Genomic DNA, 15,265 nt, shown 5'->3' on the forward strand with positions numbered 1-15,265 from the left:
AGTCGCACTCTGAAACCACGGAGGCACGATGGGAGACGTTCGATGTCTCGAGTCGTGCACGCGCAGCTACGCCCCTTCGATTCGGAGAGGACACACGTCGAAATGCGGCCGGGGGGAAGATTGCCGCCGATAGCCTCCGGGACCACAGGGCCGTCCGATCGGGGCCCGATGGGGGGCTGCTGTGGCGCGGCCACTACTCCGAGGCGATCGCCTCCTCGCCGCTCGAGAAGCCGCTGGTATGACTCGGGAAGACCTCGCTCTCGCGCTCGGACTGTCGAGTCCGGCGCGGCTCAGGGTGTGGGAGTCGGGCCTGGAACGTCCGCGGCCACGCCTCATTCCTCTGTTGGCGGCCGCGCTCGGCGTCGAGCCCTTGCACTTGCTCGACGCCGATCTCGACGACCCTTCCTTGGCGGCTCTTCGCTTGGCGGCGGGACGTGCAACGAATGAGATGGCCGCTCCAGGCGTCTCGGTGATGACGTATGTGCGTCTGGAGGACGGTCGCCCCGGTACTGAGCTGACGGCCGACCTGGTTCATGCAGTCGCCGGACTCTTACGAGTGGACGTCGCCCGCGTGGAGGCAGCGATCCGCCGCTCTCGCATTGATCACGCGGCCTCGGCATCGTCCGGCCGATAACCGGAGAATTACTGGAGACTTGGACTTCCCTTCCTGTGGGTGTGCGGTGGTAATTTCCCGCCACCTCGCTGAAGGGAGGCGCCGTGATCCGCAGGCAAAGCCCATGCGTAGATCGCTGGGGCGCCCGCGTTCGAGTCCTGCAGCAGGGGCGCGTTGTACGGCTGGTCGCCGTGTACGGCACGGCCCCGAAGACCGCGCGTATCCGCGCAGCCGTGACCGCAGTTGCGGCAGTGCTGACCGTGACCTCTTGCTCCGCCGACAGCGACACATCAGAGAGGACTCCGCCAGCGCCGTCAGCACGTGAGACGAGTGCGGCAACCAGCAGCTCCAGCCCGTCACCAGACCCCGACGAGTCGTCGGCAGCGGACGCCGCAATGGCCGTATATCGCGATCTTTCCGACCTGGTTCAGGGCGCTCGTCGCGATCCGGCACAGGACTGGCTCCCCGCCTATACGCAGCTGACCGCAGACCCTTATCGGTCCGCGGAGCTACTCGAAATCTCCGCGCTCAATGACCGTGGCATCACCCACACCGGCGACGTCCTACACGCCCCTGAGGTCGTCGAAGTCGACCTGGCAGGTGGTACCGACGGCACGCTCGGCACCGTCACGATCGAGGACTGCGTCGACACCCGGCAGTTCCCCGCCACGGTCGAGGCCACCGGCGAGGTCGTCAGCGCCGAGCGGCCACCCCACATCGCTGTCGCCACCCTCGTCTTCTACCCACCACCTGAGAGCCGCTGGCTCGTCTCCACTATCGATGTGCGGGACGAGACGTGTTGACCCGTTCCTGGACGCGAGGAGCCGCAGGCATTCTGGCGGCCGTCCTTCTGCAGGCGCCGGCCGGGGTCGCCGTCGCTGCTCCGAACGAGATCTGCCTTCCGTCCGGGTTCTGCTACATCGAGGACATCCGGCCGGTCGTCCCGAGCTCCCCGGCAACAATCCCGGCCTCAGCTCCGGCAGCTGCGCCGGCCGAGTGCAGGTCGGCGACCACCGCGGTGCCCTGCTATCTCGAGAACCTTGGCTGGTACGAGCAGTCGAGCAACTGCTACCTCGACCTGATGGATCCTCAGCCGCCCCCCGGCTCACCACTCTGGGGCGGGCATGGGTCGGAGGCCGGTGGTGCCCTCTACACCGCGAACTGTGGAGTGGGTGAGGGCGGTTTCCTCGGGTCTACGGCGACAGGGACGGTCTGGCGGCGTGGGCCACCTTCAGGCTTCGTCGATCCAGAAGACCTTGCCGGGCGTGCGATCGCTGCCATGCAACTGCAGCCGCCGCTCCTGCGAACCGCACCACCGCAGGGTTCGCGCAGTGGACTGGTCGGGCTCCCGGTGTGGATGTGGACCGACCGCGCGGAGAACGTTTCCGGACCCATCACGCGTTCTGCCTCCGAAGGACCCGTTGCGGTTGCGGCGACCGGAGTCGTCTCAAGCATCGCGTGGAACATGGGCGACGGGACCACCGTCACCTGCGGCCTGGGAACGCCCTACCCGACAGGCGCCGAGACCGCCTCTCCGGATTGCGGCCATGTCTATGACCGCGCGTCGGCCAACCACATCCCCGGCGGCGGGGCATGGCCGATCAACGCCACGACCACGTGGACAGTCACGTGGTCCGGTGGCGGGCGTGCCGGTATCCAGGTCGTCCAGCTGTCCTCGTCCGGCGAACTGCTCGTCGGCGAACTCCACGTGCTGAACCGGGCCGAGGAGCGCTGATGGGCAGGCTGCGGACAACCTCCACCGAGCAGGCCGGCAAGGGCAACGGCTGGGTGCCACCGCCGCTGCCGAAGGCGCCCGTGCTCCCGCCACCTCGACGACGCCGCCGACCCGCATTGCTGGCCCTGGCTGTCGCGATGGTCGTGCTGGGCGCACTCGGTGCCGCCTACCTGGCCACATCGCTCGGCCAGACATCCCCGGTGATCGCGATCGCACGGGAGGTCCCCTGGGGCCAGACCATCACAGCCGCGGATCTGGTGGAAGCGCGCATACCGGTTGATGCCGCGTTGGAGCCCATCCCGCTGGCGCAACGCGACCAGGTGATCGGCCTGGTGGCGGCGACCACCCTGACGCGAGGGTCCCTGCTGACCCGTGACGCTCTGACCGATCAGCGGTTTCCGGCTCCAGGCCAGCAGCTGGTCGGGGTCGGCGTGTCACCGGTGCAGCTGCCGACTACCGCTCTGCGCCCGGGCGATGACGTGCTCCTGGTGCCCTTGGTTGCCGGCAGTGCGCCGACCGCCGGCGTGACAGGGGCGTCGCAGGTGGTGGAGGCAACCGTCGTGGAGACAGGCTCGCCGGGGACCGACGGCCTGCGCGTGGTCGATGTGCTCGTCGACTCGGCAGATGGGCCGGACGTCGCCGCCCGCGCGGCTGCGGGTCTGATCGCCGTCGTCGTCGTGGCCGGCGAGTAGGGGGCGGCTGCCGTGTTGATCGCGCTGTGCTCAGCCAAGGGCGCCCCCGGGGTGACCACCAGCGGGCTGGCCCTGGCGCTGACCTGGCCGCGACCGGTGGTGCTGGCCGAGTTGGACCCGGCCGGCGGCGACGTGCTGGCGGGCTACGGCCGAGGCGAGTTGTCCGCCGGCGGGCTGGCCGATCTGGTGCTCGCGGCGCGCCGCGGCGGGCTCGCTCGGGAACTGGACGCCCAGCTACTCCACCTCGACGCCGAGGGCCACACGCGACTCCTGCCGGGCCTGGCTGATCCCGCTGGCGCACGACACGTGGACTGGGACCGCCTCGCCACCCTGCTGACGACGATGGACGGCGGCACCGTCGACGTGCTGGCCGACTGCGGGCGGCTGCGCGCCGAGTACTTTCCGAGTCCGGTGGCACATCGGGCTGCCGCCGTGGTGCTGGTCACCGGCTCAACGCTGCGCGCCGTGCGCGCGGCGACACACGCGCTCACGGAGCTGCGAGAGCGGGACGGCGGCCCCGGTATGCAGGCCACGCTGGTGGTCGGGCCGGGGGAGCCGTACGGCGAGCGGGAGATCAGCGATGCGCTCGGCGTACCGGTCGTCGGTTCACTGCCGCGCGATGGAAAGGCGGCGGCGGTGCTCAGCGACGGCGCACCGGCCGGCCGACTGTTCGCTCAATCCGCGCTGCTGCGGGCCGCCCGAACCGTTGGTGCCCGATTGCTCGAGTCCGCCGCGGCCCACGAACTCCGGATGACGCCGCCAGCGATGCCGGCGTCTGCGTCGCCGGCCCCCGCTGGAGGTAGCGGTGTCCGCTGATCTCACCACCGACGGTCTTCGGGGCGGAGCGGCGTCTCGGAGTCCCGACGACTCACCGGTTCCGGTGGACTGGGCGCTGGTGCGGCGGCTGCACGAGGTGACGGCGTCCGGGCTGGCCGGAGAGCTCAAACGCCGTCCGTCGCTGAGTCCGGCAGCACAGCAGGAGCTGGCTCGCACGTTGATCCAAGACGGGATCGACGAGCTCGTCCGCGAGCGGATGCACGCGGGGCCAGCGGTGCCCTCGGCGGCCGAGGAGCGGGCGATCACAGAGGCCGTGTTCGCCGCCCAGTTCGGGCTCGGCCGACTGCAGCCCTACGTGGACAACCCGCTCGTGGAGAACATCGAGGCCCACGGACACGACAACGTCTGGATCGGCTACGCCGACGGCCGGGATGTCCGGGTCGCGCCGATCGCGGACTCCGACGAGGACCTGGTGCGGCAGTTGCAGCACATCGCCGCCCGGCTGGGTCGTGCGGAGCGCACGCTGACCACCGCCAGCCCCCTGCTGACCATGCGGCTGCCCGACGGGTCGCGGTTGGCCGCGGTGATCGAAACCGTGCCACGCCCGCAGCTGGTGATCCGCCGGCACCGGATACGCAACGTCGACCTCGACGACCTGGTGGAGCTGCGGGCGATCGACCAGCCGCTGGCAGAGTTCCTGCGGGCGGCGGTGCGGGCCCGCAAGAACATCGTGGTCACCGGGGGGCAGGGCGCCGGCAAGACGCTGCTGCTACGCGGGCTGGCCAACGAACTGCCGGTCGAAGAGAACCTGGCCACGATCGAGAAGCACTTCGAGCTGCTGCTCCACGAGCTGCCCGACAGGCATCCGCGGGTGGTGCCGTTCGAGGCCCGGGAGGGCACCGGCGAACGTGGTTCGGACGGCCGTCGGCTCGGCGAGGTGACGCTGACCGAGCTGGTCGAGCACGCGCTGGTGATGAACGTCAGCCGGGTGTGGCTGGGAGAGGTTCGCGGCGACGAGGCCTGGCCGCTGATCGAGGTCATGGAGGCCGGCGAGGGCGGCTCGTGCTGCACCCTGCACGCCCGCTCGGCCCACCACGCCTTCGAGCGGCTGGCCAACCTGTGCATGCGCGGACGCGCTGCTGTGAGCCCCGAGCACGCATACCGGTCATGCGCGTCGGCGATCGATCTGGTCGTCCACATCACCACCGTCGACGAACGGTGGATCGGCGGAGAGCGCCACCGGTTCGTCAGCCAAGTCGTCGAATGCAACGGTGTGGGCGAGGGCGGGCGCCCGGCTGTTACCGACGTGTTCGTTCCCGGCCCGGACGGCCGGGCCGTGCCTGACCACGACCCGGTGGCCCTGGCCGACTACGTCCGGGTCGGGTTCGACCCCGACTGGCTGCGCCCTGGTCGCGGCGGGCACTGGGCCGCCGCGGTCGGAGGAAGACGGTGACCGGCGCGGCCCTGCTGGCCGGCGTGTGTGGGGCGCTCCTGATCGGGGGCTTTCTGCTGGCCGTGCACGCGCTCACCAGCCAATCGGCACCGGCCCGGCCGCGGCGCCGCAGGCTCCGTCCGACAGCTCCAGCCGACCGCGCGACGCGGCGGCAACCGGCGGTATGGGTGGCCAGTGGAGTGGCGGCCGTCGTGGTGTGGCTGGCCTCCGGGTGGCCGGTCGGCGGCCTGCTGGCCGGCCTGGCGGTGGTCGGTGTGCCATGGCTGTTGGCGCAGTTCTCCGCCGGAAACGACGCGGTGGAACGGCTGGAGGCGCTACAGGAGTGGGTGCGGCGGACCTCCGACGTGCTCGCCGCTGGCGGGGGCCTGGAACAGACCCTGATCCGGTCGGCTGGCACAGCGCCGGGGCCGATCGAGGCGGACGTGGCCACGCTGGCGTCTCGGCTGCAGGCGCGTTGGCCGACGTCGCGGGCGCTGTTGGCGTTCGCCGACGACCTCGATGACGCCACCGGCGACCTCGTCGTCGCAGCGTTGCTGCTCGGCGCGGAGTTGCGCGGGCCGGGGCTGGCACGGGTGCTGACCGAGTTGGCGCACAGCCTCAGCGAAGAGGTCACCATGCTCCGCAAGGTCGAGGCCGACCGCGCCAAGCCCCGGGCCAATGCCCGCTGGCTGCTGCTGATCACCATCGCCGCCTCGGGGTTGGCCGCACTCAACGGCGACTACCTGGCTCCCTACGGCACCGGCATCGGGCAGCTGGTCTTAGCAGTCATCTCCGCGCTGATCGTGGGCTGTCTGCTGTGGATGCGCCGGCTCACCGTGCCGGCACCAAGTCCACGCTTCCTGATTGATCGGGAGGGCGGCCGGCGTGCGGAGCTCGAACCGGAAGAGGTGCCGGTTCGATGAGTGGCACTCAGGTGATGCTGGTTGGCTCGGGGGCGCTCGCCGGGCTCGGCGGGTTTCTGCTGCTGCGAGCGGTACTGGTGGTCGAGCAGCCGCAGCTGTCCGAGGCACTGGCTCGTCTGGATGGGCGCGCAGTGCACACGCCGGTCGCGCAGCAGGCGGCGGGCGACCAATGGGCGCGAGTGGCCGGGCGCGCGGGGGTATGGATTGGTGTCAGGCTGAGCGGCGCCGGGCTGCGGGTGCCAGGTCAGGCGCTGGCGCTGATCGGCTGGACGCCAGAGGGATACGCCGCCCGCAAGGTCGGGTTGGCTGCCTTCGGCGCGGTCTTCGTGCCGTTGCTCACCGCCGTCCTCGGCCTGGCGGGCCTCCGGTTGCCCGTAGTGGTGCCGGTAGCAGGGTCCCTGGCACTGGCCTTAGTCCTCTTCTTCGTCGTCGATCTCGTCGTCCGGGATCAGGCTGCCGAGGCGCGGGGTCAGATGCGTCGTGCTGTCTGTTCCTACCTGGATCTGGTCAGCCTGCGCCGCGACGCCAGTGAGGGCCCGACCATTGCCCTGGAGCGGGCCGCCGCGCTGGGCAACGGCTGGGTGTTCCGGCGGATCACCGAAGCACTTGTCGCCGCGCGGCTGGCCGGCCAGCCACCGTGGGACGGGCTGCGGCGACTGGCCGCGGACACCGGCGTCGGTGAGCTGACCGACGTCGCCGACATCGCGGCGGTCGCCGCACAAGAGGGCGCCTCCATCGCCCCGACGCTGCGGGCGCGCGCGCAGTCACTGCGCGTGCAGTTGTTGGCCGAGGATGAGGCGACAGCCAACACGGCCAGCGAAAAGCTGACCGCCCCGGTTGCCCTGCTGTCGATCGCCTTTTTGCTGCTGTTCCTCTATCCCGCCCTGGCCCGACTCATGGCCAGCTGACCGAACGCCCACCAGTTGGAGAGAAGACCGATGATGCAGCTGATCAGCACTCTGACAGTCCTGGGCGCAGTGCTGCGCGACCGGCTCCGTGCAGCCCGCGACGAGCCGGAGCGTGGCTCTCTGTCGGTCGAGCAGGTGATCATCACGGTCGCCCTGATCGGCATCGCCGTCGCCCTGGTGGTGGTGATCGCCAACGCGGTCACTTCCCGCTCCGCCCAGATCCAATAGCTGACTCATGGCCCGTCCAGTCCGCCCACGCGGTCCCACACCGCCGCCCCGAGGCCCTGCCCGTCGCGGCGGAGCCGAGGGCACGGCGTCGCGGCGGCTGTCCCGAGAGCGCGGCGCGGCGTCAGTGGAACTGGCAGTCGCCTTTCCCGTGGTGCTGCTGCTGATCATGACCCTGATCCAGGGGGCGCTGTGGTTCTACGCGCGCTCGATCGCTCTGGGGGCGGCGCAGGAAGGCGCCCGCGAAGGGCGGGTGCAGCCCGCATCCACCGACCGTGCCCAGTCTGCGGCCGATGGCTTTCTCGACCAGGCCGCACAGGACCTGCTGACCGGCCGAGACGTCGCGGTCACCGGCTCGCCGCCCAGCATCGAGGTCACCGTGACCGGTACGTCGCTCAGTCTTTTCCCCGGCCTGTCCGGTTGGTCAGTGACCCAGACAGCCGTCGGCCCGGTGGAACGGGCGACCCCATGAGCGTCCAGATGGGAGAGCGCGGTTCGGTGTCGGTCGAGCTGGCGCTGCTGGCGCCGGCGCTGCTCCTGCTCTTGTCTTTCGCCGTCGTCGCAGGACGAACCCAGGTGGCCGAGGGGGCCGTCGAGGAAGCCGCCCGCGCCGCCGCCCGGGAGGCCTCCCTTGCTCGCGATGCCGCCACGGCGACCGCCTCGGCCGTTGCACTGGCACAGGAGACGTTGGCCGCGCAGAACCTGCGCTGCCAGAGCATCACCGTCGACGTTGACACCGTCGGGTTCCAGGCAGCGCCCGGGCAGCCCGGCGACGTGACCGTCACCATCACCTGCGTCGTCGGCATGGCCGACGTGCTGGCCCCGGGCTTACCCGGAACGGTCACTGTGCAGGGCGAGTTCACCAGTCCCGTCGACGCCTACCGCGAACGATGAACCTCCGACAGCGGCTTTATGAGCCGGCCTCCGAGCGCGGCTCGATCAGCAGCTTCCTCGCGGTCCTTGTTCCCGGGCTACTGCTGATCATCGGATTGGCTGTCGACGGCGGCGCCAAAGTTGCCGCCACCCAGCGGGCCAACGCAATTGCAGACGAGGCCGCCCGCGCCGGCGGCCAAGCGCTCGACATCTCCGCAGCCCTCACCGGGACTGTGCAGGTCGACTCGGCGGCGGCGATGGCCGCGGCGCAGGGCTACCTCGATCGGAATGGCGTCGAGGGGCTGGTGACCCTCGTGGACGGCGACACACTGCAGGTGACCACGACGATCACCGAGCCCACCTCCTTCCTAGGCCTGGTCGGCATCTCGTCCCTGACTGTTGAGGGCTCGGGCACCGCTGACCTGATCACCGTCGCCGGCCAGAACGGGGGAGCGGGCCCATGACCAACTCACTGCGAACCTCCGACTTTCGGGTTCGATCACTGGCCATCCTCGTGCTGGTGTCAGCGGTCGCCGGCGTACCGACCGCACTGTGGCGACTCGGCGGCACCTACCTGCCCGACGAACTCCCGTCGTGGGCGCAGACCACCGCGGCGCTCAGCGGACCGGATACCGGCGCCGTCTTCCTGGGTCTGCTCGTAATCATCGGCTGGGCCGCGTGGGCAGTCTTCGCACTTTCCGTCGCCGTCGAGCTCGCCGCCCAGATCGGCGGCATACCCCCCATCAGATTGCCCGGTATGGGATCGCCGCAGCAGCTGGCAGGGCTGCTCGTGGCCGCCGTCGTCGGCATCGGCGGCGCACCGCTGCTTGCCGCCCCGGCGCATGCCGGTCCGCCCGTGGTCGCCGAGCAGCCATTCCCAGAGCTGCCGTCGGTGCCCGAGCCCGTACATGAGACCTCGCCGACCGCGCCCGCGGCGACGGGGCCGACCTACACCGTGCAGCGGCGCGACACCTTGGGCCGCATCGCCGCTCGGTACTTGGGCGACTGGACGCGCTTCGAAGAGATCCTCGACCTCAACCGGGGTCGGCTCCAGCCCGATAGGGGGATGCTCACCGACCCAGGGCTGATCCGGCCCGGCTGGGTTCTCGCCCTCCCGCCCGACGCCACACTCCGCGAGGCAAGGTCGACCGCCAGTGAGCTGATGGTGCAACCCGGCGACACCCTCGCGGACATCGCCGAGCAGCACGGACTGAGCAGCTGGAAGCCGATTTTCGACGTGAATGCCGGCGAACTACTGCCGGGCGGCGGCCGGTTCACCGACCCTGACCTGATTCGACCCGGACAGCTTCTCGACGTACCAGCCGAGGGTCCGTCAGCCCCCGCCCCGCTACCGCCGGTCGATCCCGAGCCACCAGGCGAGGAGGGATCGCCGTCGGCGCCGCGGCCGGAGGGGCCCCCCACCGCCCCCGCCGACCCCTCGCCGGTGCCGTCTCCGGCGTCACCGGAGAGCCCGTCCCAGGAAGCGGAGGAATCGGCAGCCGATGGCGATGACGCCGACGAGGACCAGTCACCGTCGGAGCTCGCAGCCGTCCTCGCCGGCAGCGGGGCGTTGCTCGCGGCTGGCCTTGGCACGGCTTGGCTCGCTCATCGTCGTCAGCGCCTGCGCCGCCGCCGTCCCGGCCGCAGACTTGCACCCCTTCCGCGGGAGTTGTCCGACACGCAGATGGCCGTGACGTCAGCTGCCTCTTCGGGCCAGGCCGACTACGTCGCACTCGATCGCGCCCTGCGAGAACTCGCCGTGCTGATCTCGGGGGACCCCGAGGGACAGCTGCCAGACATCGTCGCCGCCCGACTGGACAACAACCGCCTGGAGCTACGGCTGTACGTCCCCGCCGATCAACCCCCGCCCTCACCATGGACCAGCGACGACACCGGCCACTGGTGGTCTCGGCAGCTCCACGCGGACGCCGGCGTGCACGGCGGAACGGCTCGTGGCCGCCTGGCCCCCTTTCCGACGCTGGTCACGATCGGCAGCGCCCGGGGATGGCGCTGGCTGCTGGACCTCGAACGCGTGCGTGAGCTGTACATCAGTGGACCGGCTGACCGCCTCGAAGACTTCGCCCGGCACCTGGCCGCCGAGCTGGCGGTCAACAACTGGTCGGACCTGCTCACCGTCACCACCGTCGGCTTCGGCGAGGAACTCGTCGACCTGGCCCCCGACCGGGTCCACTCGGTCGCCGACCTCGCCGATTCTCGGCTTGAGGACGATCTGCGCGAGGCCACGGGGCGCCGCCCCGAGGACGTGCTGAACGCCCGCCTGCGCGCGGTGGCCGGGGACGGGTGGATGCCGCACATCGTTCTCGTCCCACACCCGCCGAAGGCCGCTGGGGAGCAGGACGGTCTCACCGCCGCCTTACGGGATCGCCGGGAGCGCGGCACCCTGGCAGCGGTGCTCGGCACCGACTCGACGCAGGGAACGGGCGGCTGGGCGCTCACGCTCACCGTGGACGGCTCGCTGCTCGTGCCCGCACTGGACTTGCAGGTCCTGGCACCGCAGCTGACCGCCCAGCAGGCGCGCGACATAGCCACGCTGCTGGCCTTCGAGCGCGACACCGATGACGAACCTATGCCCGCCGCCGAGGGCGACCGGACCTGGCAGGCCCACACGGACGCCGCCGGCGCCTTGCGTAGCGACGCCGGCGTGGGCCGATCGACTGAGCCTCAAGAGACGAGCTCCCCGCCGCGGCCGCGTCAACAGCGGCCACAGGCCGTGGAACCCACCCACGCGACTCTGCCGCACGTGGCCGGGGCCTCCACATTTACCGGCACCGTCGTTCGGACGGAGGGGGTTGTAACCGTCGACCGGGCCGTGGCGGCCGGCTTGCGCAAGCGGATAGAGGACGATCTCGAGCAACTCGACCGTGACCTCGCCGACTGGTGGGACCCCGGCTGTCGGCGGCCCCGGCTGACGTTGTTCGGGCCGGTCACCCTCCGCGCGCACGGCGACGAGGCCGCTGTCATCAAGTCGGGACTGCGCCGTCGCTACGAGGAAGTCGTGGCCTACCTGGCCACCCGCCCGCATGGCGCCACCGTGGAGGAAGCGGCCACCGCCCTGCAGCCCGCCCGGGGCGGCAAGACCGACCCGGTCAGCTCGCGCGCCTATGTGCACCGGATCACCGCCGGCGCCCGCGCTTGGCTCGGCACCGATCCCTCGACCGGTCACAAGCACCTCAGCTCCGGCCACCGCGGCCGGTACACCCTGACCAACGTCATGGTCGACGCCGACCTGTTCCGCGAGCTGCGCGCACGCGCCAGTGTGCGCGGCGACGACGGCATGCCCGATCTGCTGTCCGCTTTGGAGCTGGTTTCTGGCCCGCCGTTCGCTCAACGCCCCACCGGGTACGAATGGCTGGGCGGTCTGGAACTCACGCTCACGGCCGCCATTTGCGACGTCGCCCACCTGGTCGTCACGACAGCACTGGCCGACGACGACCTCGACGCAGCCCGCACAGCCGTCGCCACTGCGCTGCTTGTCGCCCCCGACGACGAGAACGTTCTGCTGGACGCGATGTGGGTCGCCTATCGCGAGGGCAACCGCGCCGAAGCCGAGACCTACGTCGCCCGCATCGTCGACGTCCACGACGGCGATGACGAAATGGATCTACCCATGAGCACCGCCGAGACCATCAACCGCGCCCGCCGGCACTACCTTGGCCGGGCCTCGTGATACTTGCTCGAATACTGAACGGCGGCGCGACCCGCCGCCCTCAATCCGTTGCCGGCGGTGCGGACTGGCGTGCGACTTTCGCCACCTCAATCCGGCGGTCTCCCGCAGACCATCGGTCCGCTTCATAACCCGCCCAGCTTGGTGGGTGACGCCTTGCATGGGCACAAGCTTCGAGAAGACCCCGCCGGTCAGGTGAGCAAGTCGACGGTGACCTGAACCGCGATGACGCCGGCGACGACGAGGACCAGCCAGGCGAACCAGCGGCGTAGCCAGTTGGTATCGAGGGTTGCTCCGAGTCGTCCTGCGGCGAGGGCGGACACGACGGCTGCGGCGGTGAAGGCGACAGTGACCGGCACGTCGAGGGTCATTTCTCCGGCGTGCGCGGCGAAGCCTGCCGCCGAGTTGAGGGACACGATGACCAGGGACGTGCCGATCGCGGTGGGCATCGGCAGGCCCAAGGCCAGGACCAGCACCGGGATGATGAGGAACCCGCCGCCGACGCCGAGCAGACCGGTGAGGAACCCGACCACGAGACCGCCGGCCAGCGTCCGTGGCAGGCAGCGGCGCCAGTTCACCCGTCCGCCGTCGATGGCACAGGCGGTGCCGGTGGCCGGCTTCTCCTGCAGCATCCGGACACCGGCCACGACCATCAGGACGGCGAACAGCGCCAGGGTCAGCTCATCGGGCAGCACCCGGTTCACCGCAGCCCCCGTGAAGGCGGTGGCCGCGCCTGCCGCGCCGAACAGCAGCCCGATCCGCCAATTGATCTGGCGCTCTCGCAGCCGGGGCAGGACCGCGACGACCGAGGTGACGCCGACCACCAGCAGCGACGTGGCGACCGCCTGCTGCAGATCCTGCCCGGCCAGGTAGACCAGCGCCGGCACCGCCAGGATCGAGCCACCCCCGCCCAGCAACCCGACGAGGGCGCCGATGACCAGGCCGCTGCCGATCGACAGGGCGATCATCGGGCTGCCGGCGCGGTGGCGGGTGGCATCAGCGGCGGCCGAGCAGCTTGCCCAGCCAGCTGCCGGACCGCTCGGGGCGGGGGTGGCCCGGGCACTGCTGGGCGCTGGGGACGCGGGCCATGACCTGGTCGACGTGCTGGCCGCAGCCGGTCCACGTGGTCTTGCCGCAGGTGCTGCAGGGGACTGCTCGGCACATGGTGGATCTCCTCGTGGTCGGTGGTGGCGGTGGCCGTACGGCCATCGGGTCAGTCGTGCGCGAAGCGGATGTTCGGCAGGATCCGGGTGAGCCACGCCGGGCTCCACCAGGCGGCCGCGCCGGTGAGCCGGAGCAGCACGGGCAGCAGTACGAGGCGGACGAGGAATGCGTCGAGCAGGACCGCGACGCCGAGGATGATCCCCATCTCCTTGGGCGGCAGCGGCCCGGACAGGGCGAAGGTGAAGAACACCGCGACCATGACCGCGCCGGCGGCGAAGATGACCCGGCCGGAGGAGGCAAGTGCGCCGATCATCGCCTCGCGCGGGTCGCCGGAACGCTCGTAGTGCTCCTTGGCGCTGGCGAGCAGGAAGACCGTGTAGTCCATCGCGATCGCGAAGATCATCGCGAAGAAGAACACCGGTGCCCAGGCGTCGAGGAAGCCCTGGCTCTCGAAGCCGAAGAAGCCGGCGCCGAAGCCCTCCTGGAAGATCAGGCGGGCGACGCCGAACGCGGCCGCGGTGGAGAGCAGGCTGGCCAGCGTGCCCAGGAGCGAGATCAGCGGCGCCTGCAGTGCGATGAGCAGCAGCAGGAAGCCCAGCACCAGCACGACCCCGATCACCAGGGGTGTGGACTCGTCCAACTGGGACTTGAGGTCGAGGTTCTCCACCGGTGCGCCGCCGACAAGGGCGGAGTCGGGCAGGTCCGCGCGCAGCCGGTCCACGAGCGTGGACAGCGCCGGGTCCGACGGGTCCATCGTCGGGACCGCCTGGATCATCGCTGGCTCGGCGCCGTCGGGGGCGGGCATCGCCGGCAGAACGCCGGCAACAGCGGGGTCCCCGGCGAGGACGGCGCCGGCGGCCGGGGCGTCGGCAGTGTCGACGACGATCTGCAGCGTGCCCGGCGCGCCCTCGCCGAACGCCTCCTGCACCTGGTCGTATCCGATCCGCGCGCTGGCGTCCTCGGGGAGAACCTTGATCGACGGCATCGCCGTCTTCAGGCCGACGATGGGGGCGGCGAGGGCGAGCAGGACGAGCAGCGAGCCGATGCCGTAGGCGAGTGGGCGCTTCCACAGCCGTTCCCCCCACGCGGCGAAGCGTGCGGAGCGGTGCTCGCCTGCGCGTGCCCAGGGCAGCGCGATTCGGTTGATCTTCAGGTCGAGCTTGTGGAGGACCAGGGGGAGCAGCGTGAGGGTGGCGGCGAGGACGAAGACGACGGCGAGCATGATGCCGCCGGCCATCGACCGGAACGACGGTGAGGGCACCAGCATCACCGCTGTCAGCGAGACGAGCACCGTGGCGCCCGAGAGCAGCACAGCCTTACCGGCGGTGTCCATGGTCTCGGCGATCGCGCGGACCGGGGACGCGCCCCCGCCCATCCGGGCCGCCCGGTAGCGCACCACCAGGAAGAGCGCGTAGTCGATGCCGAGTGCGAGGGCGAACATCATCGCGAAGTTCATGGCCCAGATGGAGACCGGGACGAGTTCGTTGATGAGGACCAGAGACCCCGCTGAGGCGACCAGGCCGGCCAGGGTGAGGAGCAGTGGCAGGCCGGCTGCGACCAGCGCGCCGAAGGCCAGCACGAGGATGCCGAGGGTCACCGGCCAGGACAGCATCTCCGACTTGAGCATCGCGTCGAGGTTGGCCTCGTTGAAGTCCGACCACAGCAGGGACGCCCCGGTGGGGTTGACCTCCACCGTTCCGGTGGACAGCGCCTGCAGGGGCGCCTTGAGGTCGTCGGCGACCCGGACCATCTCGTTGGTGTCGGCGCCCGCGCCGGCGAGCAGGACGGCGGTGGTGCCGTCCGGGCTGAGGGTCGCACCGGGCTGTGGCTGGACCACCGTGCCGATCCGTTCGTCGCCGGCGAGCAGATCGGTGGCCCGTGCGAGGACGTCGGCTCCGGCACCCTCCGTGACCGGCCCGTCGGAGCGCTGCACGACCACCTGGATGGCGGAGCTGGCGTTGCCCCCGAAGTGGTCGACCGCGAGCTCGCGGACCGCCACGGACTCCGAGCCGTCGGCCTGCCAGCCGGCGCCGGACAGCGCGGACTCGACGCGGGGCGCGAAGAAGCCGAGGCCGACGATCAGCAGCAGCCAGACGACGGTCGTCGTCCGGGCGTGTGCGGTGACCCAGACCCCCAACCGGCCGAGCGGGCCGGGGCGGAAGAGAGTGGAGTCGGGCTCTGGATGGCGGCTGGGAGCCGTCGTGCTCACTGGTCGGTCGCTTTCGTCGAGGGGCGGTG

At 70.9% G+C, this 15,265-nt stretch carries 16 protein-coding genes; 13 read left to right on the top strand and 3 right to left on the bottom strand.

Going from position 1 to position 15,265, the window contains the following annotated elements; all coding sequences use genetic code 11:
• The first annotated feature begins 181 nt into the window (after positions 1–181).
• The 13 genes from BLS70_RS18680 (at position 182) to BLS70_RS18740 (ending at position 11,866) form a co-directional block, all read left to right on the top strand.
• Positions 182–634 carry a helix-turn-helix domain-containing protein gene (locus tag BLS70_RS18680; protein ID WP_091771017.1) on the top strand — a complete coding sequence of 151 codons (453 nt, stop codon included), beginning with the start codon at positions 182–184 and terminating at the stop codon, positions 632–634.
• A gap of 212 nt (positions 635–846) precedes the next feature.
• Positions 847–1,416 carry a hypothetical protein gene (locus BLS70_RS18685; RefSeq protein WP_176946489.1) on the top strand — a complete coding sequence of 190 codons (570 nt, stop codon included), beginning with the start codon at positions 847–849 and terminating at the stop codon, positions 1,414–1,416.
• Between the two features lie 476 nt (positions 1,417–1,892).
• On the top strand, positions 1,893–2,348 hold the full coding sequence (locus tag BLS70_RS20580) for an ATP/GTP-binding protein (RefSeq protein WP_143030456.1): 456 nt from the start codon (positions 1,893–1,895) through the stop codon (positions 2,346–2,348).
• Entirely contained in the window at positions 2,348–3,040 is a 693-nt protein-coding gene (locus BLS70_RS18695; protein WP_091771022.1) for an SAF domain-containing protein, read from the top strand. The genes BLS70_RS20580 and BLS70_RS18695 overlap by 1 nt, the downstream gene beginning before the upstream one ends.
• A 12-nt stretch (positions 3,041–3,052) precedes the next feature.
• Positions 3,053–3,856: a CpaE/TadZ family protein gene (locus tag BLS70_RS18700; protein ID WP_091771023.1), complete on the top strand. Its 804-nt coding sequence runs from the start codon at positions 3,053–3,055 to the stop codon at positions 3,854–3,856.
• Positions 3,857–3,920: 64 nt separating this feature from the next.
• Entirely contained in the window at positions 3,921–5,270 is a 1,350-nt protein-coding gene (locus BLS70_RS18705) for a TadA family conjugal transfer-associated ATPase (protein WP_255362577.1), read from the top strand.
• A complete protein-coding gene (locus BLS70_RS18710; protein ID WP_091771027.1) occupies positions 5,267–6,172 on the top strand; it encodes a type II secretion system F family protein in 906 nt (301 codons plus the stop codon). The genes BLS70_RS18705 and BLS70_RS18710 overlap by 4 nt, the downstream gene beginning before the upstream one ends.
• Complete coding sequence (locus BLS70_RS18715) at positions 6,169–7,080, top strand: type II secretion system F family protein (protein ID WP_091771029.1); 912 nt, start codon at positions 6,169–6,171, stop codon at positions 7,078–7,080. The genes BLS70_RS18710 and BLS70_RS18715 overlap by 4 nt, the downstream gene beginning before the upstream one ends.
• Positions 7,081–7,110: 30 nt before the next feature.
• A complete protein-coding gene (locus BLS70_RS18720; protein WP_091771031.1) occupies positions 7,111–7,308 on the top strand; it encodes a hypothetical protein in 198 nt (65 codons plus the stop codon).
• Between the two features lie 124 nt (positions 7,309–7,432).
• Positions 7,433–7,777, top strand: coding sequence for a TadE family protein (locus tag BLS70_RS18725; RefSeq protein WP_091771033.1), 345 nt, complete (start codon positions 7,433–7,435; stop codon positions 7,775–7,777).
• On the top strand, positions 7,774–8,199 hold the full coding sequence (locus BLS70_RS18730) for a TadE/TadG family type IV pilus assembly protein (protein ID WP_091771035.1): 426 nt from the start codon (positions 7,774–7,776) through the stop codon (positions 8,197–8,199). The genes BLS70_RS18725 and BLS70_RS18730 overlap by 4 nt, the downstream gene beginning before the upstream one ends.
• A complete protein-coding gene (locus BLS70_RS18735; RefSeq protein ID WP_091771037.1) occupies positions 8,196–8,642 on the top strand; it encodes a Tad domain-containing protein in 447 nt (148 codons plus the stop codon). The genes BLS70_RS18730 and BLS70_RS18735 overlap by 4 nt, the downstream gene beginning before the upstream one ends.
• Entirely contained in the window at positions 8,639–11,866 is a 3,228-nt protein-coding gene (locus BLS70_RS18740; RefSeq protein ID WP_091771039.1) for a LysM peptidoglycan-binding domain-containing protein, read from the top strand. Before BLS70_RS18735 ends, BLS70_RS18740 begins: the two co-directional genes overlap by 4 nt.
• Before the next feature lie 188 nt (positions 11,867–12,054).
• On the opposite strand, the gene BLS70_RS18745 is transcribed toward BLS70_RS18740, so the two are convergent.
• Genes BLS70_RS18745 through BLS70_RS18755 form a run of 3 tightly spaced genes read right to left on the bottom strand, consistent with a single transcriptional unit; the run spans position 12,055 to position 15,236 of the window.
• On the bottom strand, positions 12,055–12,831 hold the full coding sequence (locus BLS70_RS18745; RefSeq protein WP_091771041.1) for a sulfite exporter TauE/SafE family protein: 777 nt from the start codon (positions 12,829–12,831) through the stop codon (positions 12,055–12,057).
• A gap of 28 nt (positions 12,832–12,859) precedes the next feature.
• Positions 12,860–13,027: a DUF8730 family Cys-rich protein gene (locus BLS70_RS20925; protein ID WP_091771043.1), complete on the bottom strand. Its 168-nt coding sequence runs from the start codon at positions 13,025–13,027 to the stop codon at positions 12,860–12,862.
• 49 nt (positions 13,028–13,076) lie between these two features.
• On the bottom strand, positions 13,077–15,236 hold the full coding sequence (locus BLS70_RS18755; RefSeq protein WP_091771045.1) for an MMPL family transporter: 2,160 nt from the start codon (positions 15,234–15,236) through the stop codon (positions 13,077–13,079).
• Positions 15,237–15,265 lie beyond the last annotated feature (29 nt).

Source organism: Blastococcus aurantiacus (genome assembly GCF_900102425.1).
In the GTDB taxonomy this organism is placed as follows: domain Bacteria; phylum Actinomycetota; class Actinomycetes; order Mycobacteriales; family Geodermatophilaceae; genus Blastococcus; species Blastococcus aurantiacus.

Excerpts from the sequence above, each read along its gene's own strand:
- BLS70_RS20580 (WP_143030456.1), top strand. The coding sequence starts at position 1,893 with ATGCAACTGCAGCCGCCGCTCCTGCGAACCGCACCACCGCAGGGTTCG.
- BLS70_RS18740 (WP_091771039.1), top strand. The coding sequence starts at position 8,639 with ATGACCAACTCACTGCGAACCTCCGACTTTCGGGTTCGATCACTGGCC.
- BLS70_RS18735 (WP_091771037.1), top strand. The coding sequence starts at position 8,196 with ATGAACCTCCGACAGCGGCTTTATGAGCCGGCCTCCGAGCGCGGCTCG.
- BLS70_RS18745 (WP_091771041.1), bottom strand. The coding sequence starts at position 12,831 with ATGATCGCCCTGTCGATCGGCAGCGGCCTGGTCATCGGCGCCCTCGTC.
- BLS70_RS20925 (WP_091771043.1), bottom strand. The coding sequence starts at position 13,027 with ATGTGCCGAGCAGTCCCCTGCAGCACCTGCGGCAAGACCACGTGGACC.
- BLS70_RS18695 (WP_091771022.1), top strand. The coding sequence starts at position 2,348 with ATGGGCAGGCTGCGGACAACCTCCACCGAGCAGGCCGGCAAGGGCAAC.
- BLS70_RS18730 (WP_091771035.1), top strand. The coding sequence starts at position 7,774 with ATGAGCGTCCAGATGGGAGAGCGCGGTTCGGTGTCGGTCGAGCTGGCG.
- BLS70_RS18715 (WP_091771029.1), top strand. The coding sequence starts at position 6,169 with ATGAGTGGCACTCAGGTGATGCTGGTTGGCTCGGGGGCGCTCGCCGGG.
- BLS70_RS18720 (WP_091771031.1), top strand. The coding sequence starts at position 7,111 with ATGATGCAGCTGATCAGCACTCTGACAGTCCTGGGCGCAGTGCTGCGC.